Genomic DNA, 21101 nt, shown 5'->3' with positions numbered 1-21101 from the left:
TTACATCAAGCGTTGATAAAGGTCGCGGTACGACTGCGCCGCAACGTGCCAGCTAAAGTCCATGGACATCGCCTGACGCTGAACGTAACGCCACAGGGATGGACGGGACCACAAGACGAACGCACGCCGAATCGCCCGAAGCAGCGACCAGGCATTACTGTCTTCAAAGACAAACCCGCTGGCGATACCGTCCGCCAGGTTTTCCAGAGAGCTATCCGACACGGTATCCGCCAGCCCGCCCGTGCGGCGCACCAGCGGCAGCGTGCCGTATTTCAGGCCGTAGAGCTGCGTCAGGCCGCAGGGTTCGAAACGGCTCGGCACCAGAATCACGTCCGCGCCGCCCATAATGCGGTGCGAGAATGCTTCGTGATAGCCAATCTGCACGCCCACCTGCCCCGGATGTTCCGCGGCGGCGGCGAGGAAACCTTCCTGCAGCACCGGGTCGCCCGCGCCGAGCAGCGCCAGCTGTCCACCCTGCTCCAGTAAACCGGGCAGCGCCTCCAGCACCAGATCCAGCCCTTTCTGGCTGGTCAGGCGGCTGACCACCGCAAACAGCGGCACCTTGTCGTTGACCTTCAGCCCCATCGCAATTTGCAGCTGGCGCTTGTTCTCGGCTTTATCTTCCACCGAGTCGCGACCATAGCGCGCGGCCAGCAGGAGATCGGTTTCAGGGCTCCAGATCTGCTCATCCACGCCGTTCAGAATGCCCGACAGGCGGCCTTCACGATGGCGCTGCTGCAGCAGCCCTTCCAGACCGTAGCCAAACTCCGGCTGGGTAATTTCACGCGCGTAGGTGGGGCTCACCGCCGTGATGTGGTCGGCGTAGTACAGCCCGGCCTTCAGGAACGAAATTTGCCCGTTGAACTCCAGCCCGTGCATGTTATAGAACGACCATGGCAGATCGATGTCATTCATATGATGCGCATAGTACATGCCCTGATACGCCAGGTTGTGCACCGTAAACACCGATTTTGCCGGATGCCCTTTTGCCGCCAGATACGCTGGCGTCAGCCCGGCGTGCCAGTCGTGCGCGTGGACCACATCCGGACGCCAGAACGGATCCAGCCCGACAGCCATCTCCGCCCCCACCCAGCCGAGCAGTGCAAAGCGCAGCACGTTATCGGTATAGGCGAAAAGGTTGGTATCGTGATACGGGCTGCCCGGACGGTCGTACAGATGCGGCGCGTCGATCAGGTAGATCCCTACGCCGTTGTAATGCCCAAACAGCAGGGTGATGCGTCCGGCAAACGTTTCACGACGGGTCACGACCTTTGCATCAGGTATGCCGCGCCGGATATCCGGGAAGGCGGGCAGCAGGACGCGGGTATCGACTCCACCGGCGATTTGCGCCGCCGGTAATGCACCAAGAACATCCGCCAGGCCGCCCGTTTTTAACAACGGGAACATCTCAGAACATACGTGTAAAACCTGCATCATCGCTCCTGTTTGATCTGCAGCTTCCGCAACATTTCCCGTGTGACTAACACGATCCCCTCTTCAGAACGGTAGAAGCGACGCGCATCTTCTTCCGCGTTTTCACCAATCACCATTCCCTCTGGAATGACGCAGGCGCGGTCGATCACGCAGCGACGCAGACGACACGAACGCCCTACCCAGACATCCGGCAGCAGAACCGCCGAATCGATATTACAGAATGAGTTTATACGCACGCGCGGGAACAGCACGGACTGCACCACCACCGAACCGGAGATGATGCACCCGCCGGAGACCAGCGAGTTCAGGGTCATGCCGTGGCTGCCGGAGCGGTCCTGCACGAACTTCGCCGGCGGCAGGGATTCCATGTGGGTACGAATCGGCCAGTTCTGGTCGTACATATCCAGCTCAGGCGTCACGGACGCCAGATCGAGGTTGGCTTTCCAGTACGCTTCCAGGGTTCCCACATCGCGCCAGTAAGGCTCCGCATTCGGGTCGGACTGCACGCAGGACAATGGGAAGGGATGTGCATAGGCCATGCCAGCTTTGGTGATTTTCGGGATGATGTCTTTACCGAAGTCGTGGCTGGAGCTTTCGTCTTTGTCGTCTTCTTCGAGCAGCTCATAAAGATAATCTGCATCAAAGACATAGATCCCCATGCTGGCGAGCGATTTGGTGTCATCGCCCGGCATGGTTGGCGGGTTCGCCGGTTTTTCAACGAAGTCGATAATCTTATCGTCCGCATCCACGTGCATCACGCCAAACGCCGTCGCCTCGGCAACGGGCACCGGCAGACACGCCACGGTGCAGCGCGCCCCTTTTTCGACGTGGTCGATCAGCATGTGCGAGTAATCCTGCTTGTAGATGTGGTCACCCGCGAGGATCACGATGTATTCCGCGCTGTAGCGGCGAATAATGTCGAGGTTTTGGGTCACCGCATCCGCCGTGCCGCGGTACCAGTTTTCCCCGTGTACGCGCTGCTGCGCCGGGAGCAGATCGACAAACTCGTTCATCTCTTCGCTGAAGAATGACCAGCCGCGCTGAATGTGCTGCACCAGGGTGTGCGACTGATACTGAGTAATGACGCCAATGCGGCGAATGCCCGAGTTCAGGCAGTTTGAGAGCGCAAAGTCGATAATGCGGAACTTACCACCAAAGTGAACGGCCGGCTTGGCGCGCTTGATGGTCAAATCTTTCAGACGGGTACCACGCCCGCCCGCAAGTATCAGGGCAACGGTTTTTAATGGTAGCTGGCGCGCCAACATTAACGGATCGTTCTTCTCTAATCTAACCATGACTAACTCCTTTTTTATCATCTTTGGAATACGCACACTCCGTGCGCAGGCCCGTGCCAGACAGCCATTACTACCGGATTATCCGCTCCGGCAAAGGGGGGAACAGCTCGCCACTCCCCGTCAGGTAAAACAATCTCTGCGACGTCGTCCTTCGCATTCAGCGTCACCAGCCACTTATCCGAAAGCAGGATTTGCAGGCAGGTGATGCCGTGTTGCCACTCTTGCGCGCTCAACGGCTGCGCGTCTTTATTCAGCCAGCTAACGTTGCCGTCGCCCTCTTCCCACCAGCTGTCGGCGGTAAGGGCGGGGATCTGCTGGCGAAGGTGGATTAGCGCCGCGGTGAAATGGGTCAACCCGCTGTTCGCCTCCCCCCAGTCGAGCCAGGTTAAGGTGTTGTCCTGGCAATAGGCGTTGTTGTTGCCGTGCTGGCTGTGGCCGTGCTCGTCGCCCGCCAGCAGCATCGGTGTGCCCTGAGACAGCAAAAGCGTCGTCAGCAGCGCATGAACGCTGGCGCGTCGCCGCTCGATCACATCCAGACTTCCGCCTAACCCTTCTATACCATGATTGAAGCTATGGTTATTGTTAGTGCCATCGCGATTCTCTTCGCCGTTGGCCTCATTGTGTTTCTGATTGAAACAAACGCAGTCGCGCAGCGTAAAACCGTCATGCGCCGTCACCAGGTTGATGGTGGCCGACGGACGTTTTCCGTCGCGTTTAAAGAGATCGCTGGAGCCGGCAAAGCGTCCGGCGAACTCGCCCAGCGACAAATCGCGCGCCAGCCAGAAGCGGCGGATGGCATCGCGGTAGTGGTCGTTCCACTCGGCAAACAGCGGCGGGAAGTTCCCCACCTGATAACCGCCTTCACCAATGTCCCAGGGTTCCGCAATCAGCTTCACCGTTGAGAGCACCGGGCAGTTTTTTATCGCCTCAAACAGCGGCGCCTGCTGGCTAAATGCTGGAGTGCGCCCCATCACCGGCGCCAGGTCGAAACGAAAACCGTCCACGTGGAACGTCTCTACCCAGTATTTCAGGCATTCGTACGCGTAATGCGTAACGGCCGGATGGCTGAGGTTGAGGGTGTTACCGCACCCGGTCCAGTTCTCGTAATCGCCATCTTCCCTGATCCAATAATAGCTACGGTTATCGATTCCGCGCTGTGAGAGCGTCGGGCCGTCAAGATCGCTTTCCGCACTGTGGTTCAGCACCACGTCCAGAATGACCTCAATGCCCGCGGCGTGGAGTGCCTTCACCGCGTCGCGAAACTCGTCCCGCGATTTCTCCGGATGCACCGCGTAGCGCGGGTCGAGAGCGAACATCGCCAGCGGGTTGTAGCCCCAGTAGTTGCTTAACCCAAGACGCTGAAGACGCGGCTCGCTGGCGAAATGCGCCACCGGAAGCAGCTCCAGCGCGGTGATGCCCAAATGCTTCAGGTAAGCGACCATGGTCGGATGCCCCAGCGCTTTGTAGGTGCCGCGCATCTCTTTGGGGATCGACGGGTGCAGGTAGGTCAGCCCTTTGACGTGCGCTTCATAGATGACGGTGTTACCCCACGGCGTGCGCGGCGGGGCATCGTCTTCCCAGTCGTAGAGATCGTGCACCACCGCGCTTTTCGGCGCGACGGGCGCGCTGTCGCGGTGGTCCGGTTCGCCGTAGCCGACGTGGAACAGCGGGTCGTCTTTAAACTCGCCGTCCACGCGGCGCGCGCACGGGTCAATCAGCAGCTTCGCCGGGTTAAACCAGTGCCCCTGAGATGGCTCCCACGGGCCGTGTACGCGGAAACCGTAGTGCATTCCCGGACGCCCGCCGGACAGGTAACCGTGCCAGATGTCTCCCGTGCGGGACGGTAAATCGTAACGGTGCTCGTTACCCTCCCCGTCAAACACGCAGAGCTCCACCCGCTCCGCGTGAGCAGAAAAGAGCGTGAAGTTCACCCCCTTTCCATCAAAACTCGCGCCGAGCGGTTCGGGTTTACCTGCCGTAAGCTGCGTCATTCTCCCTCCCGCATCAGCCAGATGGTGCCAAGCGGCGGCAGCGTCAGGCTCAGGGAGTTTGGACGCCCGTGGCTTTCAATCGCATCGCTCTGCACCAGCCCGCCGTTACCGGCGTTACTGCCGTGGTAATGCATGGAATCGGTATTCAGGATCTCGCGCCATTTGCCCGGCTGGTTAATGCCGAAGCGGTAGTGTTCGCGCGGCACCGGCGTAAAGTTGCTGGCGACGATAATCTCGTTGCCCGCTTTATCGCGACGTACAAAGACAAACACCGAGCGCTCGTGGTCGTCCACCACCAGCCACTCAAAGCCGTACGGATCAAAGTCCAGCTCGTGTAGCGCTTTGTGGTGGCGGTAGGTCAGGTTCAGGTCGCGCACCAGACGCTGTACGCCGTGGTGCCAGTTGTCGCCGCCCTCCAGCAGATGCCAGTCGAGGCTGGTGTCGTGGTTCCACTCGCGACCCTGGGCGAACTCATTGCCCATAAACAGCAGCTTTTTGCCCGGGAAGGCAAACATCCAGCCGTAGTAGGCGCGCAGGTTGGCAAACTTCTGCCACGCGTCGCCCGGCATGCGGTCGAGAATGGATTTTTTGCCGTGCACCACTTCATCGTGCGACAGCGGCAGCATGAAGTTTTCGGTGTAGTTGTAGAGCAGCCCGAAGGTGAGCTTATCGTGGTGATACTGACGATAAACCGGGTCGAGCTTCATGTAGTCGAGTGTGTCGTGCATCCAGCCCAGGTTCCACTTGTACCAGAACCCCAGGCCGCCTGATGACGGAGGGCGGGAGACGCCCGCAAAGTCCGTCGACTCTTCCGCCATGGTCACGGCGCCTTCCACCTGCTCGCCGATGATGCGGTTGGTGTTGCGCAGAAACTCAATCGCTTCGAGGTTTTCACGGCCGCCATACTCGTTCGGGATCCACTCCCCCTCTTTGCGGCTGTAGTCGCGGTAGATCATCGAGGCCACCGCATCCACGCGCAGGGCATCAATGCCGAAGCGTTCGATCCAGTACAGCGCATTCCCCACCAGGTAATTCGACACTTCGCGGCGACCGTAGTTGTAGATCAGCGTGTTCCAGTCCTGGTGATAGCCTTCGCGCGGGTCGCTGTGCTCGTACAGCTTCGTGCCGTCGAACTCTGCCAGCGCAAAATCGTCCGACGGGAAATGGCCCGGCACCCAGTCGAGGATCACGTTCAGCCCGGCGGCGTGCGCAGCATCAATGAAATAACGGAAATCATCGCGCGTGCCGAAGCGCCGCGTGGGCGCATACAGCCCGGTGGGCTGATAGCCCCAGCTGCCGTCGAACGGGTGCTCGTTAACCGGCAGCAGTTCGAGGTGGGTAAAGCCCATCCATTTGGCGTACGGCACCAGCTGGTCGGCGAGCTCCCGGTAGCTGAGCCAGAAGTTGTTATCCGTGTGGCGGCGCCAGGAGCCGAGATGCACTTCGTAAACGGAGATCGGCGCATCAAAGCGGTTGGCCTGCTTGCGCTCCTCGGTCTGGACGACCTTCTCCGGCAGGCCGCAGATCAGCGATGCGGTATCCGGGCGCATCTGCGCCTCAAAGGCGTACGGGTCGGCTTTAATGCGCAGCTTGCCGTGCGCGTCGATCATCTCAAATTTGTAGAGCTGGCCGTTATGCGCCCCGGGGATAAACAGCTCCCAGATACCCGTCTCACGGCGCAGGCGCATCGGGTGGCGGCGACCGTCCCAGTAGTTGAACTGCCCAACGACGGAGACGCGCTGGGCGTTTGGCGCCCATACGGCAAAGCGCGTGCCGGTGATACCGTCCATGGTATCCGCGTGGGCACCCAGCGTTTCGTAGGGGCGTAAATGGGTCCCTTCGGACAGCAGCCAGGCATCCATCTCTTTTAAGAGCGGCCCAAAGCTGTAGGGATCGTCAATCAGGTTTTGCTGGCCGTGCCAGATAACGGCGAGCTGATAGCGAAAGGGGTTTTTACGGCGGGGCATGACGCCCGAGAAGAAGCCGCGCGAGTCGAGGCATTCCAGATTACCCACCTTGCGGCCGGTTTTGGGTTCGATAACCCACACTTCTGTCGCATCCGGCAACAGCGCCCGAACTTCCAGTCCGGCCTCTGTACGGTGCATCCCTAGCACAGAAAAGGGGTCAGCAAAATGACCCGCAATAAGCGCATTAATCACGTCTCTCGAAATACGATCGGACATGGTATTCATCCTGTTTTTTTATGTCGCCCTTTTTACGCGCTCCGGGACGACTTTTAATGTGACCTAAACGGTGCAGTTGATCCTCTCTGCTCCGCCCTACCCTCAGGTGAGAAATAAATCTTCCTTAAAGCATAGCCAACGTCGTGGTTCCTCCTGATAAAAAATAAGACATCTGCGTTTTACTCCATGTAGTACGCAAAAAAAGGGGGTGACAATCACCCCCCGTGTTTAACAAATTATTACGCCAGCTGGCGCAGCATGCGGCGCAGCGGCTCGGCGGCACCCCACAGGAGCTGGTCGCCGACGGTGAACGCGGAGAGATACTCAGGCCCCATGTTCAGCTTGCGCAGGCGGCCAACCGGTGTGGTCAGCGTGCCGGTAACGGCAGCCGGGGTCAGTTCACGCATGGTGATATCGCGATCGTTTGGTACCACTTTCGCCCACGGGTTGTGCCCGGCCAGCAGCTCTTCCACGGTCGGAATAGACACATCTTTTTTCAGTTTAATGGTGAAGGCCTGGCTGTGGCAGCGCAGCGCGCCGATACGCACGCACAGACCGTCAACCGGAATGGTATTCGCGGTGGCGAGGATTTTGTTGGTCTCCGCCTGGCCCTTCCACTCTTCGCGGGTCTGGCCGTTATCCAGCTGTTTGTCGATCCACGGGATCAGGCCGCCGGCCAGCGGTACGCCGAAGTTATCCACCGGCAGCTCGCCGCTGCGGGTCAGCTGAGTGACTTTGCGCTCGATGTCGAGGATGGCGGACGCCGGGTTTGCCAGCTCGGTCGCGACGCTTTGGTGCAGCTGGCCCATCTGGGTCAGCAGCTCGCGCATGTGGCGCGCGCCGCCGCCGGACGCGGCCTGGTAGGTCGCCACGGAGACCCACTCCACCAGGTCCTGCGCGAACAGGCCGCCGAGTGACATCAGCATCAGGCTGACGGTGCAGTTGCCGCCAACAAAGGTTTTCACGCCGTTGTTCAGGCCGTCGGTGATGACGTCCTGGTTAACCGGGTCGAGAATAATGATGGCATCGTCTTTCATGCGCAGTGAAGAGGCCGCGTCAATCCAGTAGCCCTGCCAGCCGCTTTCACGCAGCTTTGGATAGATTTCGTTGGTATAATCGCCGCCCTGGCAGGTCACAATAATGTCGAGTGCCTTCAGCGCTTCCAGATCGTAAGCGTCCTGCAACGTGCCTGTGGTACCACCAAAGGACGGAGCAGCCTGGCCGAGCTGGGAAGTGGAGAAGAAGACCGGGCGGATAGCGTCGAAATCGCGCTCTTCAACCATGCGTTGCATGAGTACAGAGCCGACCATACCGCGCCAGCCGATGAAACCAACGTTTTTCATAGCATTTTTTTCCTGCTGAGGGTGTGTGCTGATTGTGCAAGCCAGTATTGAACTGGGATATGCTTCACATTACAAAATGCTGCCAAAGTCGCAAGCGAAATTAATCGATGATTGCCCGGCAATCAGAAATACAGCTAATTATCATAATAACCATAGAGAGTTTCAGGGATAATTTACATGAGTGAAATCATTTCAGCAGCGGTTTTATTGATCCTGATAATGGATCCACTGGGCAACCTGCCCATCTTCATGTCGGTGCTGAAGCACACCGAGCCGAAGCGCCGCCGGGCGATCATGATCCGCGAGCTGCTTATTGCCCTGCTGGTGATGTTTATCTTCCTGTTTGCCGGTGAAAAAATCCTCGCGTTCCTGAACCTGCGCGCCGAAACGGTCTCCATTTCCGGCGGGATTATTCTGTTCCTGATTGCCATTAAGATGATCTTCCCGAGCGCCGAAGGCAGCAGCAGCGGCCTGCCCGCGGGCGAAGAGCCGTTTATTGTGCCGCTGGCGATTCCCCTCGTCGCGGGGCCAACCATTCTGGCGACGCTGATGCTGCTGTCGCATCAGTATCCGAATCAGATGAGCCATCTGGTGATTGCCCTGCTGATTGCCTGGGGCGGAACATTTATTATTCTGCTGCAGTCGTCGCTGTTCCTGCGCCTGCTGGGTGAGAAAGGGGTGAACGCGCTGGAGCGTCTGATGGGGCTGATTCTGGTAATGATGGCGACGCAGATGTTCCTGGACGGCATCCGGGCGTGGATGAAAGGATGACTTTCTCCCTCTCCCCGTGGGAGAGGGCCGGGGTGAGGGCATCAGGCCGCAGAGGACAGCCCACCTACCCCTTACGAATCAAATACCGATACGGCAGCGCCTCGGTCTGCTGCGCCACCAGCTCATGCTCCATAAAGGTACAAAAACCGGGAATATCGCGCGTGGTGGCCGGATCGTCGGCAATAATCAGCAACGTTTCACCGGTCTGCATGTTACGCACGGTCTTACGTACCATCATTACCGGCTCCGGGCAGCGAAGGCCCTGGGCATCAAGGGTGTGGTCTGGGCTGGAAAACAGGTCGGTCATGATCTTCTCGGTCAGATAAAAACGGCTGTAGTTTACGCCCCGGCGCGGGCAATGCAAACCAGGTTAACGATTGCGCAAAAACTAACCATTGCAATGTCCAGCCAAAGCAGTATCATGCTGCGGTTTTTATTGGGTTCCCTCACCCCAACGTATAAAAAGGTCACAATATGACGCAGTTCTCTGAATCACAGCGCGTAAAAGCGTTGTTCTGGCTTTCGCTTTTCCATTTGCTGGTGATCACCTCCAGCAACTACCTGGTGCAGCTCCCGATCTCCATTTTTGGTTTTCATACCACCTGGGGCGCGTTCAGCTTTCCGTTTATTTTCCTCGCCACCGATCTGACCGTGCGTATCTTCGGCGCACCGCTGGCACGCCGCATTATCTTTGCGGTCATGCTTCCGGCGCTGTTCATCTCGTACGTGATCTCCTCCCTGTTTTACATGGGAAGCTGGCAGGGCTTTGAGGCGCTGACACACTTCAACCTGTTTGTCGCCCGTATCGCCGCGGCAAGCTTTATGGCCTACGCGCTGGGGCAGATCCTCGACGTGCACGTGTTTAACCGCCTGCGTCAGAATCACCGCTGGTGGATGGCGCCGACCGCGTCCACGCTGTTCGGCAACGTAAGCGATACGCTGGCCTTCTTCTTCATCGCCTTCTGGCGCAGCCCGGATGCCTTTATGGCCGAGCACTGGATGGAGATCGCGCTGGTGGACTACTGCTTCAAGGTGCTCATCAGCATTGTTTTCTTCCTGCCGATGTACGGCGTGCTGCTGAATATGCTGCTGAAAAGGCTGGCAGATAAATCTGAAATCACGGCATTGCAGGCTGGTTAAGGGTTCGCTTTATCAGTTGTGATAAGATGGGTGAATGAGCCGCTATGGCCGTTTATCGAAAGGAAGAAGTCAATGCGCAATCTGGTTAAATATGTCGGGATTGGCCTGCTGGTTGTGGGTCTTGCAGCCTGTGATAACAGCGACACGAAAACGCCTGCTCAGGGCGCATCCGCAGAAAGCAACGCGACCGGTCAGCCGGTGAATCTGATGGATGGCAAACTCACTTTCTCTCTGCCAGCCGATATGACTGACCAGAGCGGCAAGCTGGGCACCCAGGCGAATAACATGCACGTTTACTCCGACGCAACCGGCCAGAAAGCGGTCATTGTGATTGTGGGCGACGACACCAGCGAAGACCTGGCCGTCCTGTCCAAACGTCTGGAAGACCAGCAGCGCGGCCGCGACCCGCAGCTGCAGGTGGTAACCAATAAATCCATTGAGCTGAAAGGCCATAAGCTGCAGCAGCTGGACAGCATCATCTCCGCAAAAGGCCAGACCGCCTGGTCTTCTGTGGTGCTGGGCAAGGTTGATAACAAACTGCTGACCCTGCAGATCACCCTGCCAGCGGAAGATCAGCAGAAAGCGCAGACGGCTGCTGAAAACATCATTAACACCATCGTGATCCAGTAACCCTTCACGACGATGACGTGGCCTCCGGTGCCTGCACCGGGGGCCATTTTTTTAGCCGCCACGTCAGCAGCAGGGCAATTATCACCAGACCCGCCGCGGCAAGATAGATCACCGGTACCCCCGCCCAGGCCATCACCAGCCCCGCCAGCGGCCCGGTTATGCCTAAAGACATATCCATAAATACCGTATAGGTCGCCAGCGCCGCCCCCTGGTTCTGCTGCGGCACCGCTTTAACCGCCACCACGCCCAGTGCCGGGAAGACCAGCGAGAAACCAGCTCCCGCCAGGAAGACGCCAATTTTCGCCATCCAGGGCGCGCTGGCGATGCCGGTTAACAGCAGCCCGACAATCTCTACCGTAAAGCAGATCATCGCCACGTTCAGCCCGCCCAGACGGTTGATACCGTTCGGGAAAAGCAGGCGTGCGCCAACAAACGCACCGCTGAAGAGGGTTAACGCAAAGGCCGCGCCCTCCCAGCCTTTGGCGTCATAAAACAGGGTAATGAAGGTCGCAATGACGCCGAAGCCGGTGGTCGCCAGGGCCAGCGCCATGCCGTACGGCCAGACGCGCCCCAGCACGGCCCGAAACGGCAGCGGCTTGCCCTTGCTGGCCTTCACCTTCGGGCGCGGCAGCGCAAACAGTATCGCCACAAGCGCGACCGCTATAATGGTCAGCGACAGTCCATACAGACCGCCAAAGGCGTAACAGGCCACGCCAAGCGGCGCGCCGAGCGCCATCGCCCCGTAGGTGACGATCCCGTTCCACGAGATAACCCGGCCAATGTGTGGTGCACCGACAACCCCCACACCCCATAGCGTCGAGCCGGTTCCTGCCAGGCTTTGCCCAATCCCGAGAATGACGCGGCCCAGGCAAAGCAGCGCCAGGCTGACCAGCGGCCAGTGGCTGGTAGCGGCAGCCAGCAGGTAGCTCAGACCACTCAGGAAACAGCCGCACAATCCCACTACCACAATGCTTTTGGGACCGAACAGGTCGGCATAGCGCCCGGCGTGCGGGCGGCTAAGGAGCGTGGCGAAATACTGCAGGCTGATGACCAGCCCCGCCCAGAACGCGCTAAAACCCATCACGTCATGGACGTAGCCCGGCAGAACCGCCAGCGGCAGGCCGATCGTTAAATAGCTGGCAAAGTTGAAGATAACGACGGAAACAATGCGCAGATTGAGGCGCAATCCGCTCAGCGCCGGTTCGGCGGCAGGTTCTGGCATGGGGTTCTACCTGAATTTTTTGCAACAGTGTTTCACTATTACCACGGAGCAATAAGAAAATCAGCCCCGACTTTCAGATTATCGGTGCCAGACGAAGCGGCCCTAAGGCACTACACTTATCGGGTCATCTTACTAAGGAACACGCATGTTAGCTCCCCAGCCTGATAAAGCAGGACTCCACATCTTATTAAAACTCGCCTGTCTGGTGGTTATCCTTGCGGGTATACATGCTGCCGCTGACATTATCGTCCAGCTCCTGCTGGCGCTCTTTTTTGCTATTGTCCTCAATCCGCTGGTGACCTGGTTTTTACGCCGGGGCGTGAGCCGCCCGGTGGCCATCACCATCGTGGTTATCGTGATGCTGATTGGCCTGACGGCGCTCTTCGGCGTACTGGCGGCATCGCTGAGCGAATTCTCCACCATGTTGCCGCAGTACAATAAAGAGCTGACGCGTAAAATCGTCGCGCTGCAGGAGATGATGCCCTTTCTTAACCTGCATATTTCGCCAGAACGGATGCTGCGCAGGATGGATTCCGAGAAGGTCATGACCTACGCCACCACGCTGATGACCGGTCTTTCCGGCGCGATGGCCAGCATACTGCTGCTGGTCATGACGGTGGTGTTTATGCTGTTCGAAGTGCGCCATGTTCCGTATAAGCTGCGCTTTGCTTTAAATAACCCGCAAATACACATTGCCGGCCTACACCGCGCCTTAAAGGGCGTCTCCAAATATCTGGCGCTGAAAACGCTGCTGAGCGTCTGGACCGGGATTATTGTCTGGCTGGGGCTGATGCTGATGGATGTTCAGTTCGCGCTGATGTGGGGGGTGCTGGCGTTTCTGCTGAACTACGTGCCGAATATTGGCGCGGTGCTTTCCGCCGTGCCGCCGATGATTCAGGCGTTTCTGTTTAACGGTTTCTACGAATGTATGCTGGTCGGAGCGCTGTTCCTCGTCGTGCATATGGTGCTGGGCAACATTCTTGAACCGCGCATGATGGGGCACCGGCTGGGCATGTCGACGCTGGTGGTGTTTTTATCTTTGCTGATTTGGGGATGGCTGCTGGGCCCTGTCGGCATGCTGCTGTCGGTCCCGCTGACCAGCGTATGTAAAATCTGGATGGAAACCACCAAAGGGGGCAGCAAGCTGGCGATCCTGCTTGGGCCGGGGCGGCCGAAAAGCCGGTTGCCGGGGTAACGTATCTGTCTGTGTAAACGGGTTTATACCGTCAAATACCGCGACGCTCACCGTCGCGGTATTTTTATTTGCGTTAAGGCTTATTCCTTCCGTTTTTTATCAACTCACCCAGATTTCGCTTAAATGCAACACCCCCCTTAAAGCAAATTAAAAAAAACGGAATGATTAATTATTTTGCGTGATATTATACCCCGCCTTAGCGACGACGTAATGTAAACATTAATATTGATTAAAAACACACCTGACTTAATCCCTAAGCCTGGTGATGCTTATTTGTAAAAAACACTACCTTTAATTGTTATTATTGATATGGAGTTGTTGATGAAAAAGCTCGTTAAATGGTGCACTGCCGCCGTATTCGTTGGCGCACTGGCTGGCTGTGCGCGTACCGCCCCTATTGCTCAGGTTCACTCTGTCGTGAGCGCCGGTCATACTGCCGATCAGGTGAAAACAGCCATTTTGAAAGCAGGCCAGAAGCGTGACTGGATCATGACGGAAGCGGGCCCGGGCGTGATTAAGGGCCGTCTACAGGCACGCGATCACTCGGTCCAGGTGCGTATTCCCTACTCTGCGACAAGTTATTCAATTAATTACGAAAGCAGCCTGAACCTGAAAGCGGCAGACGGTAAAATTCACAAAAATTATAACCGCTGGGTGAACAACCTCGACCATGATATTCAGCTGAACCTTTCTGCGGGTGCCGCGCTGTAATATTTTTCTAAAGTCGGGCCGGACATGGCCCGATAACCTCATTTCTTACCCTGAAAGGTTACGCAACAATGTACGAAAAGGACACGCTCAGCGCGCTGGATGCCATTACCGAAGCGCAACGCATCGCTTTTGCGCCGATGTTATTTCAGACCGCGCTTTGTCTGCGTAACTCGGGCGTTCTCGCCTGGCTCGATAAACAGGGTAATAAGGGGGCGAGCCTCGACGAAATAACCGAAAACAGTACCCTGAGCAGTTATGCCGTCAGCGTATTGTTAGACATGGGATTAAGCGGGCGGATAATTACTTATAAAGAAGGTCGTTATTTCCTGGCGAAAGTGGGCCATTTCTTACTCCACGATCCCATGACCCGCGTTAATATGGATTTCACGCAGGACGTCTGTTACCAGGGGTTATTTCACCTGGCCGATGCCCTGCAGAAAGAAAAACCGGCTGGATTATCCGTGTTTGGCGACTGGCCAACCATCTATCCGGCTTTATCCCAGCTTCCTGCCCCGGCAAAAGAGAGCTGGTTTGCCTTCGATCATTACTATTCCGATGCCGCTTTTGACGCTGCGTTGCCATATATATTCGCAAGCTCGCCGACAAAATTGTACGATGTGGGCGGAAATACAGGTAAATGGTCGTTACGCTGCTGCCGCTATGACGACAATGTTGCCGTGACGATCCTCGATCTCCCGCAGCAGATAGCGCTGGCGCAGGAAAACATCGAAAAAGCAGGTTTTTCTCATCGTATTGGATTCCATGCTGTCGATATGCTTAGTCCGTCGGCATTGCCGGGAGATGCCGACGTCTGGTGGATGAGCCAGTTCCTGGACTGTTTCTCTCCGGATCAGATTGTCGCCATGCTAACGCGCGTCGCAGAGGTCATGAAGCCTGGCGCACGGTTGTGCATCATGGAGCTTTTCTGGGATGCCCAGAAATATGAAGCGGCGGCTTTCAGCCTGAATGCCACCTCGCTCTATTTCACCTGTATGGCGAATGGCAATAGCCGGTTTTACAGCGTAGAGAAGTTTTATCACTACCTGGAAAGGGCGGGCTTCAGCATAGCACAGCGGCTGGATAACCTTGGGGTAGGTCATACCCTGTTAATTTGCACCAAACGTGAACAATAGCGCAGCCTGGCTGCCCTTTGAATACGGTATTCCGCGGACGCGCGTAGATGAAATTTTCACTGAACATTATTGACTGGCAGGCAAGAGCGCCAGGACTAAGCGATGCCGCAGAGTGGCAGGCGTGGTCGCGCCTGCAGTCGACCATCGACCCGACGGCTCCTCTACCCCGCCTGACCGCGTTACCCATGATGACCGCGCGCCGCCTTAACTCAGGCAGTAAGCTGGCGGTGGATATTGGTCTTGCCATGCTGCAAAGCCACGCCATAGACGCCGTCGTCTATTCCAGCCGCCACGGCGAGCTGGAGCGCAATTACCGTATTCTGCATACGCTGGCGACCGGGCAGGCCGTCTCGCCTACCGACTTCGCCATGTCCGTGCACAATTCCGCGGTGGGCAATCTCACGATCGCCGCTCGCCAGCCTGTTGTCTCATCATCCATTTCCGCCGGGCTGGACACCTTCCAGCAGGCCCTGTGTGAAGTGCTGAGTCTGCTGCATGCGGGCTACTCCCGCGTCCTGCTGGTGGATTTTGACGGCGCGCTGCCGGAATTTTACCATCCGGCGTTACCGCCGCAGATGCCTACCTGGCCGTACGCGGTGGCGCTGGTGATTGAAGCCGGCAGCGAATGGCAGTGCGAAACCCGCAGCGGCAGCACGGGCGAGGAAGCCGCCCTGCCGCAAAGCCTGATGTTCCTGCAACGCTATCTCCGTGAGGAACGGCAGTTTGTGGTGCCCGGCGAACGTTTGCTGTGGCAGTGGGCGCGCCAATGAACCGCCTGACCGCCCGGATCAACTGGCTATGGCGTCTGGTCATGACCGGATTCTGCTTCGTGCTGTTTGGCGCGGGCGGGCTGCTGTTGTCGCTGGTCTGGTTCAACCTGCTGCTGATTGCCCAGCGCGATCGCGCCAAACGCCGTCGCCTGGCGCGCCGCAGCATCGCGGCCAGCTTCCGCTTCTTCTTAACCGTTGCCCGCGGCACCGGGGTGCTGGACTATCGCATCCACAATCTTGATGCCCTGCGCGGCGATCGGGGCTGCCTGGTGGTGGCTAACCACCCTACGTTAATTGACTACGTGATTCTGGCGTCGGTAATGCCCGAAACCGACTGTCTGGTGAAAAGCGCGCTGCTGCGCAATCCGTTTGTCAGCGGCGTTATCCGCGCGGCAGATTATCTGATTAACAGCGAAGCCGAGCCTCTGCTCGCCGCCAGCCAGCAGCGTCTGGCCCAGGGCGACACGCTGTTAATCTTCCCGGAAGGCACACGTACCCGCCCAGGTGAGGCGATGTCCCTCCAGCGTGGCGCGGCAAATATCGCCGTGCGCTGCCGCAGCGATCTGCGGATCGTACTCATCCACTGCAGCGAGCACCTGCTGGATAAAAAAAGCCGCTGGTATGATGTACCGCCCGCAAAACCTGTCTTTACCGTCGATGTGCGCGATCGCGTGAACATCGACGAATTTTACGATGCAAGGCAACAAGAACCGGCACTGGCGGCAAGGCAGTTAAACCGGCACCTGCAGCATCGATTAACATCAGGCCTTCAATCTTTGTCAGGAATTAATGATGCAAGCGCTTTATCTTGAAATTAAGAATCTCATTATCACCACGCTGAATCTGGACGAGCTTACCGCAGAGGATATTGATACCGATGCCGCGCTGTTTGGCGACGGGCTGGGTCTCGACTCTATCGACGCGCTGGAGCTGGGTCTGGCGGTGAAAAACCAGTATGGCGTGGTGCTTTCTGCCGAAAGCGAAGAGATGCGCCAGCACTTCTTTTCCGTCGCCACCCTGGCGTCCTTTATCCACGCCCAACGCGCCTGAGATGTGAACTATGACCGAACAAGAAACCATTTATCAGGAAGTCTGCGGCCTTCTGACCAAACTCTTTGAAATCGACCCGCAGGACATTACGCCCGAAGCCCGTCTTTACGAAGACCTGGAGCTGGACAGCATTGACGCAGTGGACATGATTGTCCATCTCCAGAAGAAAACCGGTAAGAAAATCAAGCCGGAAACCTTCAAATCGGTTCGTACCGTTCAGGATGTGGTAGACGCCGTCGAACAGCTGCTGCGCGAAGAGTAAGACACCGTGCGTGGTGGACGGACGTTCCCGGTCATCCCACTTCTGACGGGGCTGATGCTGCTGGCGTGGCCCTTCCTGATTGGATTTGGGCTGACGCATAACAGCCTGCCGTGGCTGCTGCCGGTGATGGCGCTGCTGTTGCTGCTGCGGCTGCGTCAGGCGCGGCGTAACACCGGCCCGATGCGGTATGTGGTGCAGTGCGTGGCGCTGGCGGGGATCGCGCTCTGCGCGGCAAGCTACCTGCTGAAAACCCACCAGTGGCTGCTGTTCTACCCTGTGGTCGTTAATCTTGTAATGCTGGCCGTCTTCGGCGGTTCGCTCTGGACAGCGATGCCGCTGGTCGAACGCCTGGCGCGCTTACGTGAGCCCATTTTGCCGCCGGAGGGCGTGCGCTATACCCGCAGGGTGACCCTCGTCTGGTGCGGCTTTTTCATCGGCAACGGGGCGATGGCGCTGTATACCGTCCTGCACGGCGACATGCACCTGTGGACGCTGTGGAACGGTATGGTGGCTTACATCCTGATGGGGACGCTGATGGCGGCAGAGTGGCTGGTGCGCCAGCGGGTGATAAAAAAAGAGATGCAGAATGACTAACCCCCTTCCGCTGGGCCAGTGGTTAAACGCGCCCCGCCCTGACGACACGCCCGTCGCCTGGCTCGACGATCGTACCTGGACGCTGGGCCAGCTGCGCCACGACGTGACGTTACTGGTCGACACCCTGCGTCAGCAGGAAGGCGAGCGCTGGGCGCTGTGCTTTGAAAACAGCTACCTGTTTATCGTTGCGCTGCTGGCCTCGCTGCATGCCGGTAAAACGCCGGTCATTCCTGGCCATAGCCGCGTTTCGCTGCTTGAGGAGCAGCAGCCGCTGTTTAGCGGCGTCCTGAGCGATCGGTCCCTCGATATTGACGGGCAGCTGATTGTGGTAGCCTCCCGCCACCAGACGATCGCCCGCTGGGTACCCCTGCCGGAGATTAACGAAAGCCGCTTCGTCGAGCTGTTCACCTCCGGCTCCACGGGAACGCCGCGCCGGGTGGTTAAGCATATCGTCAGCCTGGATCGCGAAGCCCGCCTGCTGGCTGACCGCTTCGGCGAACGCCTGGCTGGCTGTAGCGTTGTGGCCTCCGTCGTCCCGCAACATCTCTATGGCCTGACATTTCGTATCGTACTGCCGATGGCGATGGGCCTGCCGCTGCATGCCGCGATGCTCTACTACGCAGAGCAGCTGGCCGCCCTTCCTCATGACCGGCATTACCTGTTCATCAGCAGCCCTGCGTTCCTGAAGCGCCTGGATACCGAACTGGCCGCGCCGCCCGTCAGGATGCTGATTTCCGCGGGCGGAATGCTGCCCTGGCGTGACGTCTCCACCACGGTTGGCTGGCTTAACATCTGGCCGGACGAAATTTATGGCAGCACCGAAACCGGGATCCTCGCCTGGCGCCATCGTGTGGAAGATAACCTGCCGTGGCTACCCTTCCCCGGCGTAAACTTCCATCAGGAAGATGACGCCTGCCGCGTCACTTCGCCACTTATCCATGAGGCTGAAGGACTCCAGCTGGACGATATCCTCCACTTCGACAGTGCGGGGCTGTTTAGCATCGCCGGTCGTCGCGGGCGGGTGGTCAAAATTGAAGAAAAGCGCATCTCGCTTAACGAGATTGAGCGTCGCCTGCTGGAGCTTGACGGCGTTTGCGAGGCGGCTGCGCTGCCGGTTACGCGCGGGGGCCGTCAGGGGATTGGCGTCCTGCTGGTGCTGGATGAGGCGGTTCGTCAGCGCTGGCATCTGCAGGATAAAAAAGCGCAGGAGTTCGCCTGGCGACGCGCCCTGCTGCCGTGGCTTGAGCCGGTCGCCGTTCCGCGCTACTGGCGCATTGTCGATGAGTTGCCGGTAAACAGTATGAACAAGCGTGTCTATGCGCAGTTAGAGGAGTTATTTCATGAAAATTCATGAAATCGAGCGCCATCAGGCACAGCCGGAGAAGCTGGAGATCGTGTTGCATCTCGACGCCTCTCTGTTCTGGTTTCAGGGCCATTTTGCCGTACAGCCGCTGCTGCCCGGTGTTGCGCAGCTTGACTGGGTGATGCACTACGCAACGACCTTACTGGCACCGGGCTACCGCTTTCACAGCATTCAAAACGTGAAGTTCCAGGCGCCTCTGCTGCCGGAAACCACGGTGACGCTGGTGCTTGAGTGGCATGCCGGGCGCAAACTGCTGACCTTCAGCTACCTGCGTCATGACGGGGCTGAACGCCATACCGCCAGCAGCGGGAAAATTCGTCTATGTCAGTAACCTTCCGCCCCTGCGTGCTGATCCCGTGCTACAACCACGGCGCCACAATGGCCAGCGTGCTGTCGCGCCTCTCGCCGTTTGGCCTGCCGTGCCTGGTAGTGGATGACGGCAGCGAAGCCGCCACCCGCCAGGAGCTTGAGCGGCTGGCGGCGGAGCAGCCGCAGATGACGCTGGTCCGTCTGGCGCAAAACGCCGGCAAAGGTGCCGCGGTCATCAGGGGGCTGGAGGAGTGCGCGCGTGCGGGCTATACCCACGCCCTGCAGGTGGACGCGGACGGCCAGCATGCCATCGAAGATATTCCCAAAATGCTGGCGCTGGCGGAGCGCCACCCGGACGCGCTGATTTCCGGCCAGCCCGTTTACGATGATTCCATCCCGCGCTCGCGGCTCTACGGGCGCTGGGTCACCCACGTCTGGGTATGGATTGAGACCTTATCCCTGCAGCTTAAAGACAGCATGTGCGGCTTTCGGGTCTACCCGGTCTCGCCCACGCTGCGGCTCGCCGCGCGTGAAACGCTCGGTAAACGGATGGACTTTGACACCGAAGTGATGGTCCGTCTCTACTGGCAGGGCAACACCAGCGTCTTTCTGCCCACCCGCGTGACCTATCCGCAGGACGGGTTGTCCCACTTCGACGCGTTGAAAGATAACGTGCGGATCTCCCTGATGCATACCCGGCTGTTCTTCGGCATGCTGCCCCGCATTCCCGGCCTGCTCTTCCGTCGACGCGGCCAGCACTGGGCGCAGCAGGACGAGGTTAAAGGCCTGTGGGGCATGCGCCTGATGCTGCGCGTCTGGCAGCTGCTGGGGCGGCGGGCGTTTACCGTGCTGCTGTGGCCGGTGATCGGCGTCTACTGGCTGATCGCGCGTCCGGCGCGGCAGGCTTCGCGGCAGTGGATTGCACGCGTGAAGCAGGTGCTGATGCAGCGGAACATGCCTGTTCCAGCACGTCTCAACAGCTTTTTCCATTTCATGCGCTTCGGCAACGCGATGCTGGACAAAGTCGCCAGCTGGCGCGGCGAGCTGAAGTTTAAGCGCGACGTGGTCTTTGCTCCCGGCGCGAGCGAAACGCTTAATATCGCGGCGCCGCAGGGCAAGCTGCTGCTGGCCTCGCATCTTGGCGACGTAGAAGCCTGCCGGGCGCTGGCCCAGCTGGACGGCAGCAAAACCATCAACGCCCTGGTCTTCAGCGAGAACGCCCGGCGTTTTAAGCAAATTATGAGCGAAATGGCGCCCCAGGCCGGCGTGAATTTGATGTCGGTCACCGACATCGGCCCGGACACCGCCATTGCCATCAAAGAGAAGCTTGAGCGCGGAGAATGGGTCGCGATCGTGGGCGACCGCATCGCCGTCAACCCGCAGCGTGGCGGCGAGTGGCGGGTGATCTGGAGCCCGTTCATGGGCCAGCCCGCACCGTTCCCTCAGGGGCCGTTTATCCTGGCCTCCATCCTGCGCTGTCCGGTGGTGTTGATTTTCGCCCTGCGCCAGCAGGGGAAGCTCGTCCTGCACAGCGAGCCGTTTGCCGACCCGCTGATCCTGCCGCGCGGGGAACGCCAGCAGGCGCTGCAGGCTACCGTCGATCGCTACGCGCAGCGGCTGGAGCATTACGCCCTGATGTCGCCGCTCGACTGGTTTAATTTTTTCGATTTCTGGCATCTGCCAGAGTCCAGAGAGAAGGAGTAAA

21 protein-coding genes are annotated in these 21101 nt (G+C 58.5%); 14 read left to right on the top strand and 7 right to left on the bottom strand.

Annotated elements, in window-relative coordinates:
- From glgA to asd, 5 genes are all read right to left on the bottom strand, one after another.
- Entirely contained in the window at positions 1 to 1434 is a 1434-nt protein-coding gene (gene glgA, locus INF77_RS12510; RefSeq protein ID WP_041911898.1) for a glycogen synthase GlgA, read from the bottom strand.
- Complete coding sequence (gene glgC, locus INF77_RS12505; protein WP_028014690.1) at positions 1434 to 2729, bottom strand: glucose-1-phosphate adenylyltransferase; 1296 nt, start codon at positions 2727 to 2729, stop codon at positions 1434 to 1436. Before glgC ends, glgA begins: the two co-directional genes overlap by 1 nt.
- A gap of 17 nt (positions 2730 to 2746) precedes the next feature.
- On the bottom strand, positions 2747 to 4720 hold the full coding sequence (gene glgX / locus INF77_RS12500; protein WP_193532552.1) for a glycogen debranching protein GlgX: 1974 nt from the start codon (positions 4718 to 4720) through the stop codon (positions 2747 to 2749).
- Positions 4717 to 6903 carry a 1,4-alpha-glucan branching enzyme gene (gene glgB, locus INF77_RS12495; protein ID WP_045259374.1) on the bottom strand — a complete coding sequence of 729 codons (2187 nt, stop codon included), beginning with the start codon at positions 6901 to 6903 and terminating at the stop codon, positions 4717 to 4719. The genes glgX and glgB overlap by 4 nt, the downstream gene beginning before the upstream one ends.
- A 239-nt stretch (positions 6904 to 7142) precedes the next feature.
- The gene (asd, locus tag INF77_RS12490) at positions 7143 to 8246 is read right to left on the bottom strand and encodes an aspartate-semialdehyde dehydrogenase (RefSeq protein ID WP_193532553.1); all 1104 of its coding nucleotides are present in this window, start codon (positions 8244 to 8246) and stop codon (positions 7143 to 7145) included.
- 177 nt (positions 8247 to 8423) lie between these two features.
- On the opposite strand from asd, the gene yhgN reads away from it, so the two are divergent.
- On the top strand, positions 8424 to 9017 hold the full coding sequence (gene yhgN / locus INF77_RS12485) for an NAAT family transporter YhgN (protein ID WP_003861574.1): 594 nt from the start codon (positions 8424 to 8426) through the stop codon (positions 9015 to 9017).
- A 64-nt stretch (positions 9018 to 9081) separates the two neighbouring features.
- Here the strand turns inward: yhgN and tusA are convergent, their stop codons facing one another.
- Complete coding sequence (gene tusA / locus INF77_RS12480) at positions 9082 to 9324, bottom strand: sulfurtransferase TusA (RefSeq protein WP_008503071.1); 243 nt, start codon at positions 9322 to 9324, stop codon at positions 9082 to 9084.
- Positions 9325 to 9491: 167 nt separating this feature from the next.
- Between tusA and INF77_RS12475 the strand changes: the two genes are divergently transcribed.
- Both INF77_RS12475 and INF77_RS12470 read left to right on the top strand, forming a co-directional pair.
- Positions 9492 to 10157, top strand: coding sequence for a 7-cyano-7-deazaguanine/7-aminomethyl-7-deazaguanine transporter (locus INF77_RS12475; RefSeq protein WP_028014693.1), 666 nt, complete (start codon positions 9492 to 9494; stop codon positions 10155 to 10157).
- Between the two features lie 72 nt (positions 10158 to 10229).
- Positions 10230 to 10787, top strand: coding sequence for a DcrB family lipoprotein (locus INF77_RS12470; protein WP_126818589.1), 558 nt, complete (start codon positions 10230 to 10232; stop codon positions 10785 to 10787).
- A gap of 4 nt (positions 10788 to 10791) precedes the next feature.
- Here the strand turns inward: INF77_RS12470 and INF77_RS12465 are convergent, their stop codons facing one another.
- On the bottom strand, positions 10792 to 12009 hold the full coding sequence (locus INF77_RS12465; protein ID WP_041911894.1) for an MFS transporter: 1218 nt from the start codon (positions 12007 to 12009) through the stop codon (positions 10792 to 10794).
- Positions 12010 to 12154: 145 nt separating this feature from the next.
- On the opposite strand from INF77_RS12465, the gene INF77_RS12460 reads away from it, so the two are divergent.
- From INF77_RS12460 to INF77_RS12410, 11 genes are all read left to right on the top strand, one after another.
- A complete protein-coding gene (locus tag INF77_RS12460; RefSeq protein ID WP_041911893.1) occupies positions 12155 to 13204 on the top strand; it encodes an AI-2E family transporter in 1050 nt (349 codons plus the stop codon).
- Positions 13205 to 13525: 321 nt separating this feature from the next.
- Positions 13526 to 13915, top strand: coding sequence for a hypothetical protein (locus INF77_RS12455; protein WP_028014697.1), 390 nt, complete (start codon positions 13526 to 13528; stop codon positions 13913 to 13915).
- A gap of 68 nt (positions 13916 to 13983) precedes the next feature.
- Positions 13984 to 15048: a class I SAM-dependent methyltransferase gene (locus INF77_RS12450; RefSeq protein ID WP_150145209.1), complete on the top strand. Its 1065-nt coding sequence runs from the start codon at positions 13984 to 13986 to the stop codon at positions 15046 to 15048.
- A gap of 47 nt (positions 15049 to 15095) precedes the next feature.
- Positions 15096 to 15818: a beta-ketoacyl synthase chain length factor gene (locus INF77_RS12445; RefSeq protein ID WP_041911891.1), complete on the top strand. Its 723-nt coding sequence runs from the start codon at positions 15096 to 15098 to the stop codon at positions 15816 to 15818.
- Positions 15815 to 16630: a 1-acyl-sn-glycerol-3-phosphate acyltransferase gene (locus INF77_RS12440; protein WP_047367235.1), complete on the top strand. Its 816-nt coding sequence runs from the start codon at positions 15815 to 15817 to the stop codon at positions 16628 to 16630. The genes INF77_RS12445 and INF77_RS12440 overlap by 4 nt, the downstream gene beginning before the upstream one ends.
- On the top strand, positions 16611 to 16868 hold the full coding sequence (locus INF77_RS12435) for a phosphopantetheine-binding protein (protein WP_028014701.1): 258 nt from the start codon (positions 16611 to 16613) through the stop codon (positions 16866 to 16868). Before INF77_RS12440 ends, INF77_RS12435 begins: the two co-directional genes overlap by 20 nt.
- A gap of 10 nt (positions 16869 to 16878) precedes the next feature.
- Positions 16879 to 17130: an acyl carrier protein gene (locus INF77_RS12430; RefSeq protein ID WP_024908875.1), complete on the top strand. Its 252-nt coding sequence runs from the start codon at positions 16879 to 16881 to the stop codon at positions 17128 to 17130.
- 6 nt (positions 17131 to 17136) lie between these two features.
- Positions 17137 to 17724 carry a hypothetical protein gene (locus INF77_RS12425; RefSeq protein WP_193532554.1) on the top strand — a complete coding sequence of 196 codons (588 nt, stop codon included), beginning with the start codon at positions 17137 to 17139 and terminating at the stop codon, positions 17722 to 17724.
- Complete coding sequence (locus tag INF77_RS12420) at positions 17717 to 19078, top strand: acyl-CoA synthetase (RefSeq protein WP_193532555.1); 1362 nt, start codon at positions 17717 to 17719, stop codon at positions 19076 to 19078. Before INF77_RS12425 ends, INF77_RS12420 begins: the two co-directional genes overlap by 8 nt.
- The gene (locus INF77_RS12415) at positions 19065 to 19418 is read left to right on the top strand and encodes a hydroxymyristoyl-ACP dehydratase (protein WP_028014704.1); all 354 of its coding nucleotides are present in this window, start codon (positions 19065 to 19067) and stop codon (positions 19416 to 19418) included. The genes INF77_RS12420 and INF77_RS12415 overlap by 14 nt, the downstream gene beginning before the upstream one ends.
- Positions 19409 to 21100 carry a glycosyltransferase gene (locus INF77_RS12410; protein WP_193532556.1) on the top strand — a complete coding sequence of 564 codons (1692 nt, stop codon included), beginning with the start codon at positions 19409 to 19411 and terminating at the stop codon, positions 21098 to 21100. The genes INF77_RS12415 and INF77_RS12410 overlap by 10 nt, the downstream gene beginning before the upstream one ends.
- The last annotated feature ends 1 nt before the right edge of the window (position 21101 follow it).

The organism is Enterobacter cloacae complex sp. P1B (assembly GCF_014982345.1).
GTDB classification, from domain to species: domain Bacteria; phylum Pseudomonadota; class Gammaproteobacteria; order Enterobacterales; family Enterobacteriaceae; genus Enterobacter; species Enterobacter bugandensis.
The sequence above is the reverse complement of the archived record's forward strand: the minus strand, read 5'-3'. Positions and strand labels throughout refer to the sequence as shown.

Coding starts and splice junctions, on each gene's coding strand:
- glgA (WP_041911898.1), bottom strand. CDS start 1,434: ATGCAGGTTTTACACGTATGTTCTGAGATGTTCCCGTTGTTAAAAACG.
- glgC (WP_028014690.1), bottom strand. CDS start 2,729: ATGGTTAGATTAGAGAAGAACGATCCGTTAATGTTGGCGCGCCAGCTA.
- glgX (WP_193532552.1), bottom strand. CDS start 4,720: ATGACGCAGCTTACGGCAGGTAAACCCGAACCGCTCGGCGCGAGTTTT.
- glgB (WP_045259374.1), bottom strand. CDS start 6,903: ATGTCCGATCGTATTTCGAGAGACGTGATTAATGCGCTTATTGCGGGT.
- asd (WP_193532553.1), bottom strand. CDS start 8,246: ATGAAAAACGTTGGTTTCATCGGCTGGCGCGGTATGGTCGGCTCTGTA.
- yhgN (WP_003861574.1), top strand. CDS start 8,424: ATGAGTGAAATCATTTCAGCAGCGGTTTTATTGATCCTGATAATGGAT.
- tusA (WP_008503071.1), bottom strand. CDS start 9,324: ATGACCGACCTGTTTTCCAGCCCAGACCACACCCTTGATGCCCAGGGC.
- INF77_RS12475 (WP_028014693.1), top strand. CDS start 9,492: ATGACGCAGTTCTCTGAATCACAGCGCGTAAAAGCGTTGTTCTGGCTT.
- INF77_RS12470 (WP_126818589.1), top strand. CDS start 10,230: ATGCGCAATCTGGTTAAATATGTCGGGATTGGCCTGCTGGTTGTGGGT.
- INF77_RS12465 (WP_041911894.1), bottom strand. CDS start 12,009: ATGCCAGAACCTGCCGCCGAACCGGCGCTGAGCGGATTGCGCCTCAAT.
- INF77_RS12460 (WP_041911893.1), top strand. CDS start 12,155: ATGTTAGCTCCCCAGCCTGATAAAGCAGGACTCCACATCTTATTAAAA.
- INF77_RS12455 (WP_028014697.1), top strand. CDS start 13,526: ATGAAAAAGCTCGTTAAATGGTGCACTGCCGCCGTATTCGTTGGCGCA.
- INF77_RS12450 (WP_150145209.1), top strand. CDS start 13,984: ATGTACGAAAAGGACACGCTCAGCGCGCTGGATGCCATTACCGAAGCG.
- INF77_RS12445 (WP_041911891.1), top strand. CDS start 15,096: ATGAAATTTTCACTGAACATTATTGACTGGCAGGCAAGAGCGCCAGGA.
- INF77_RS12440 (WP_047367235.1), top strand. CDS start 15,815: ATGAACCGCCTGACCGCCCGGATCAACTGGCTATGGCGTCTGGTCATG.
- INF77_RS12435 (WP_028014701.1), top strand. CDS start 16,611: ATGCAAGCGCTTTATCTTGAAATTAAGAATCTCATTATCACCACGCTG.
- INF77_RS12430 (WP_024908875.1), top strand. CDS start 16,879: ATGACCGAACAAGAAACCATTTATCAGGAAGTCTGCGGCCTTCTGACC.
- INF77_RS12420 (WP_193532555.1), top strand. CDS start 17,717: ATGACTAACCCCCTTCCGCTGGGCCAGTGGTTAAACGCGCCCCGCCCT.
- INF77_RS12415 (WP_028014704.1), top strand. CDS start 19,065: ATGAAAATTCATGAAATCGAGCGCCATCAGGCACAGCCGGAGAAGCTG.
- INF77_RS12410 (WP_193532556.1), top strand. CDS start 19,409: ATGTCAGTAACCTTCCGCCCCTGCGTGCTGATCCCGTGCTACAACCAC.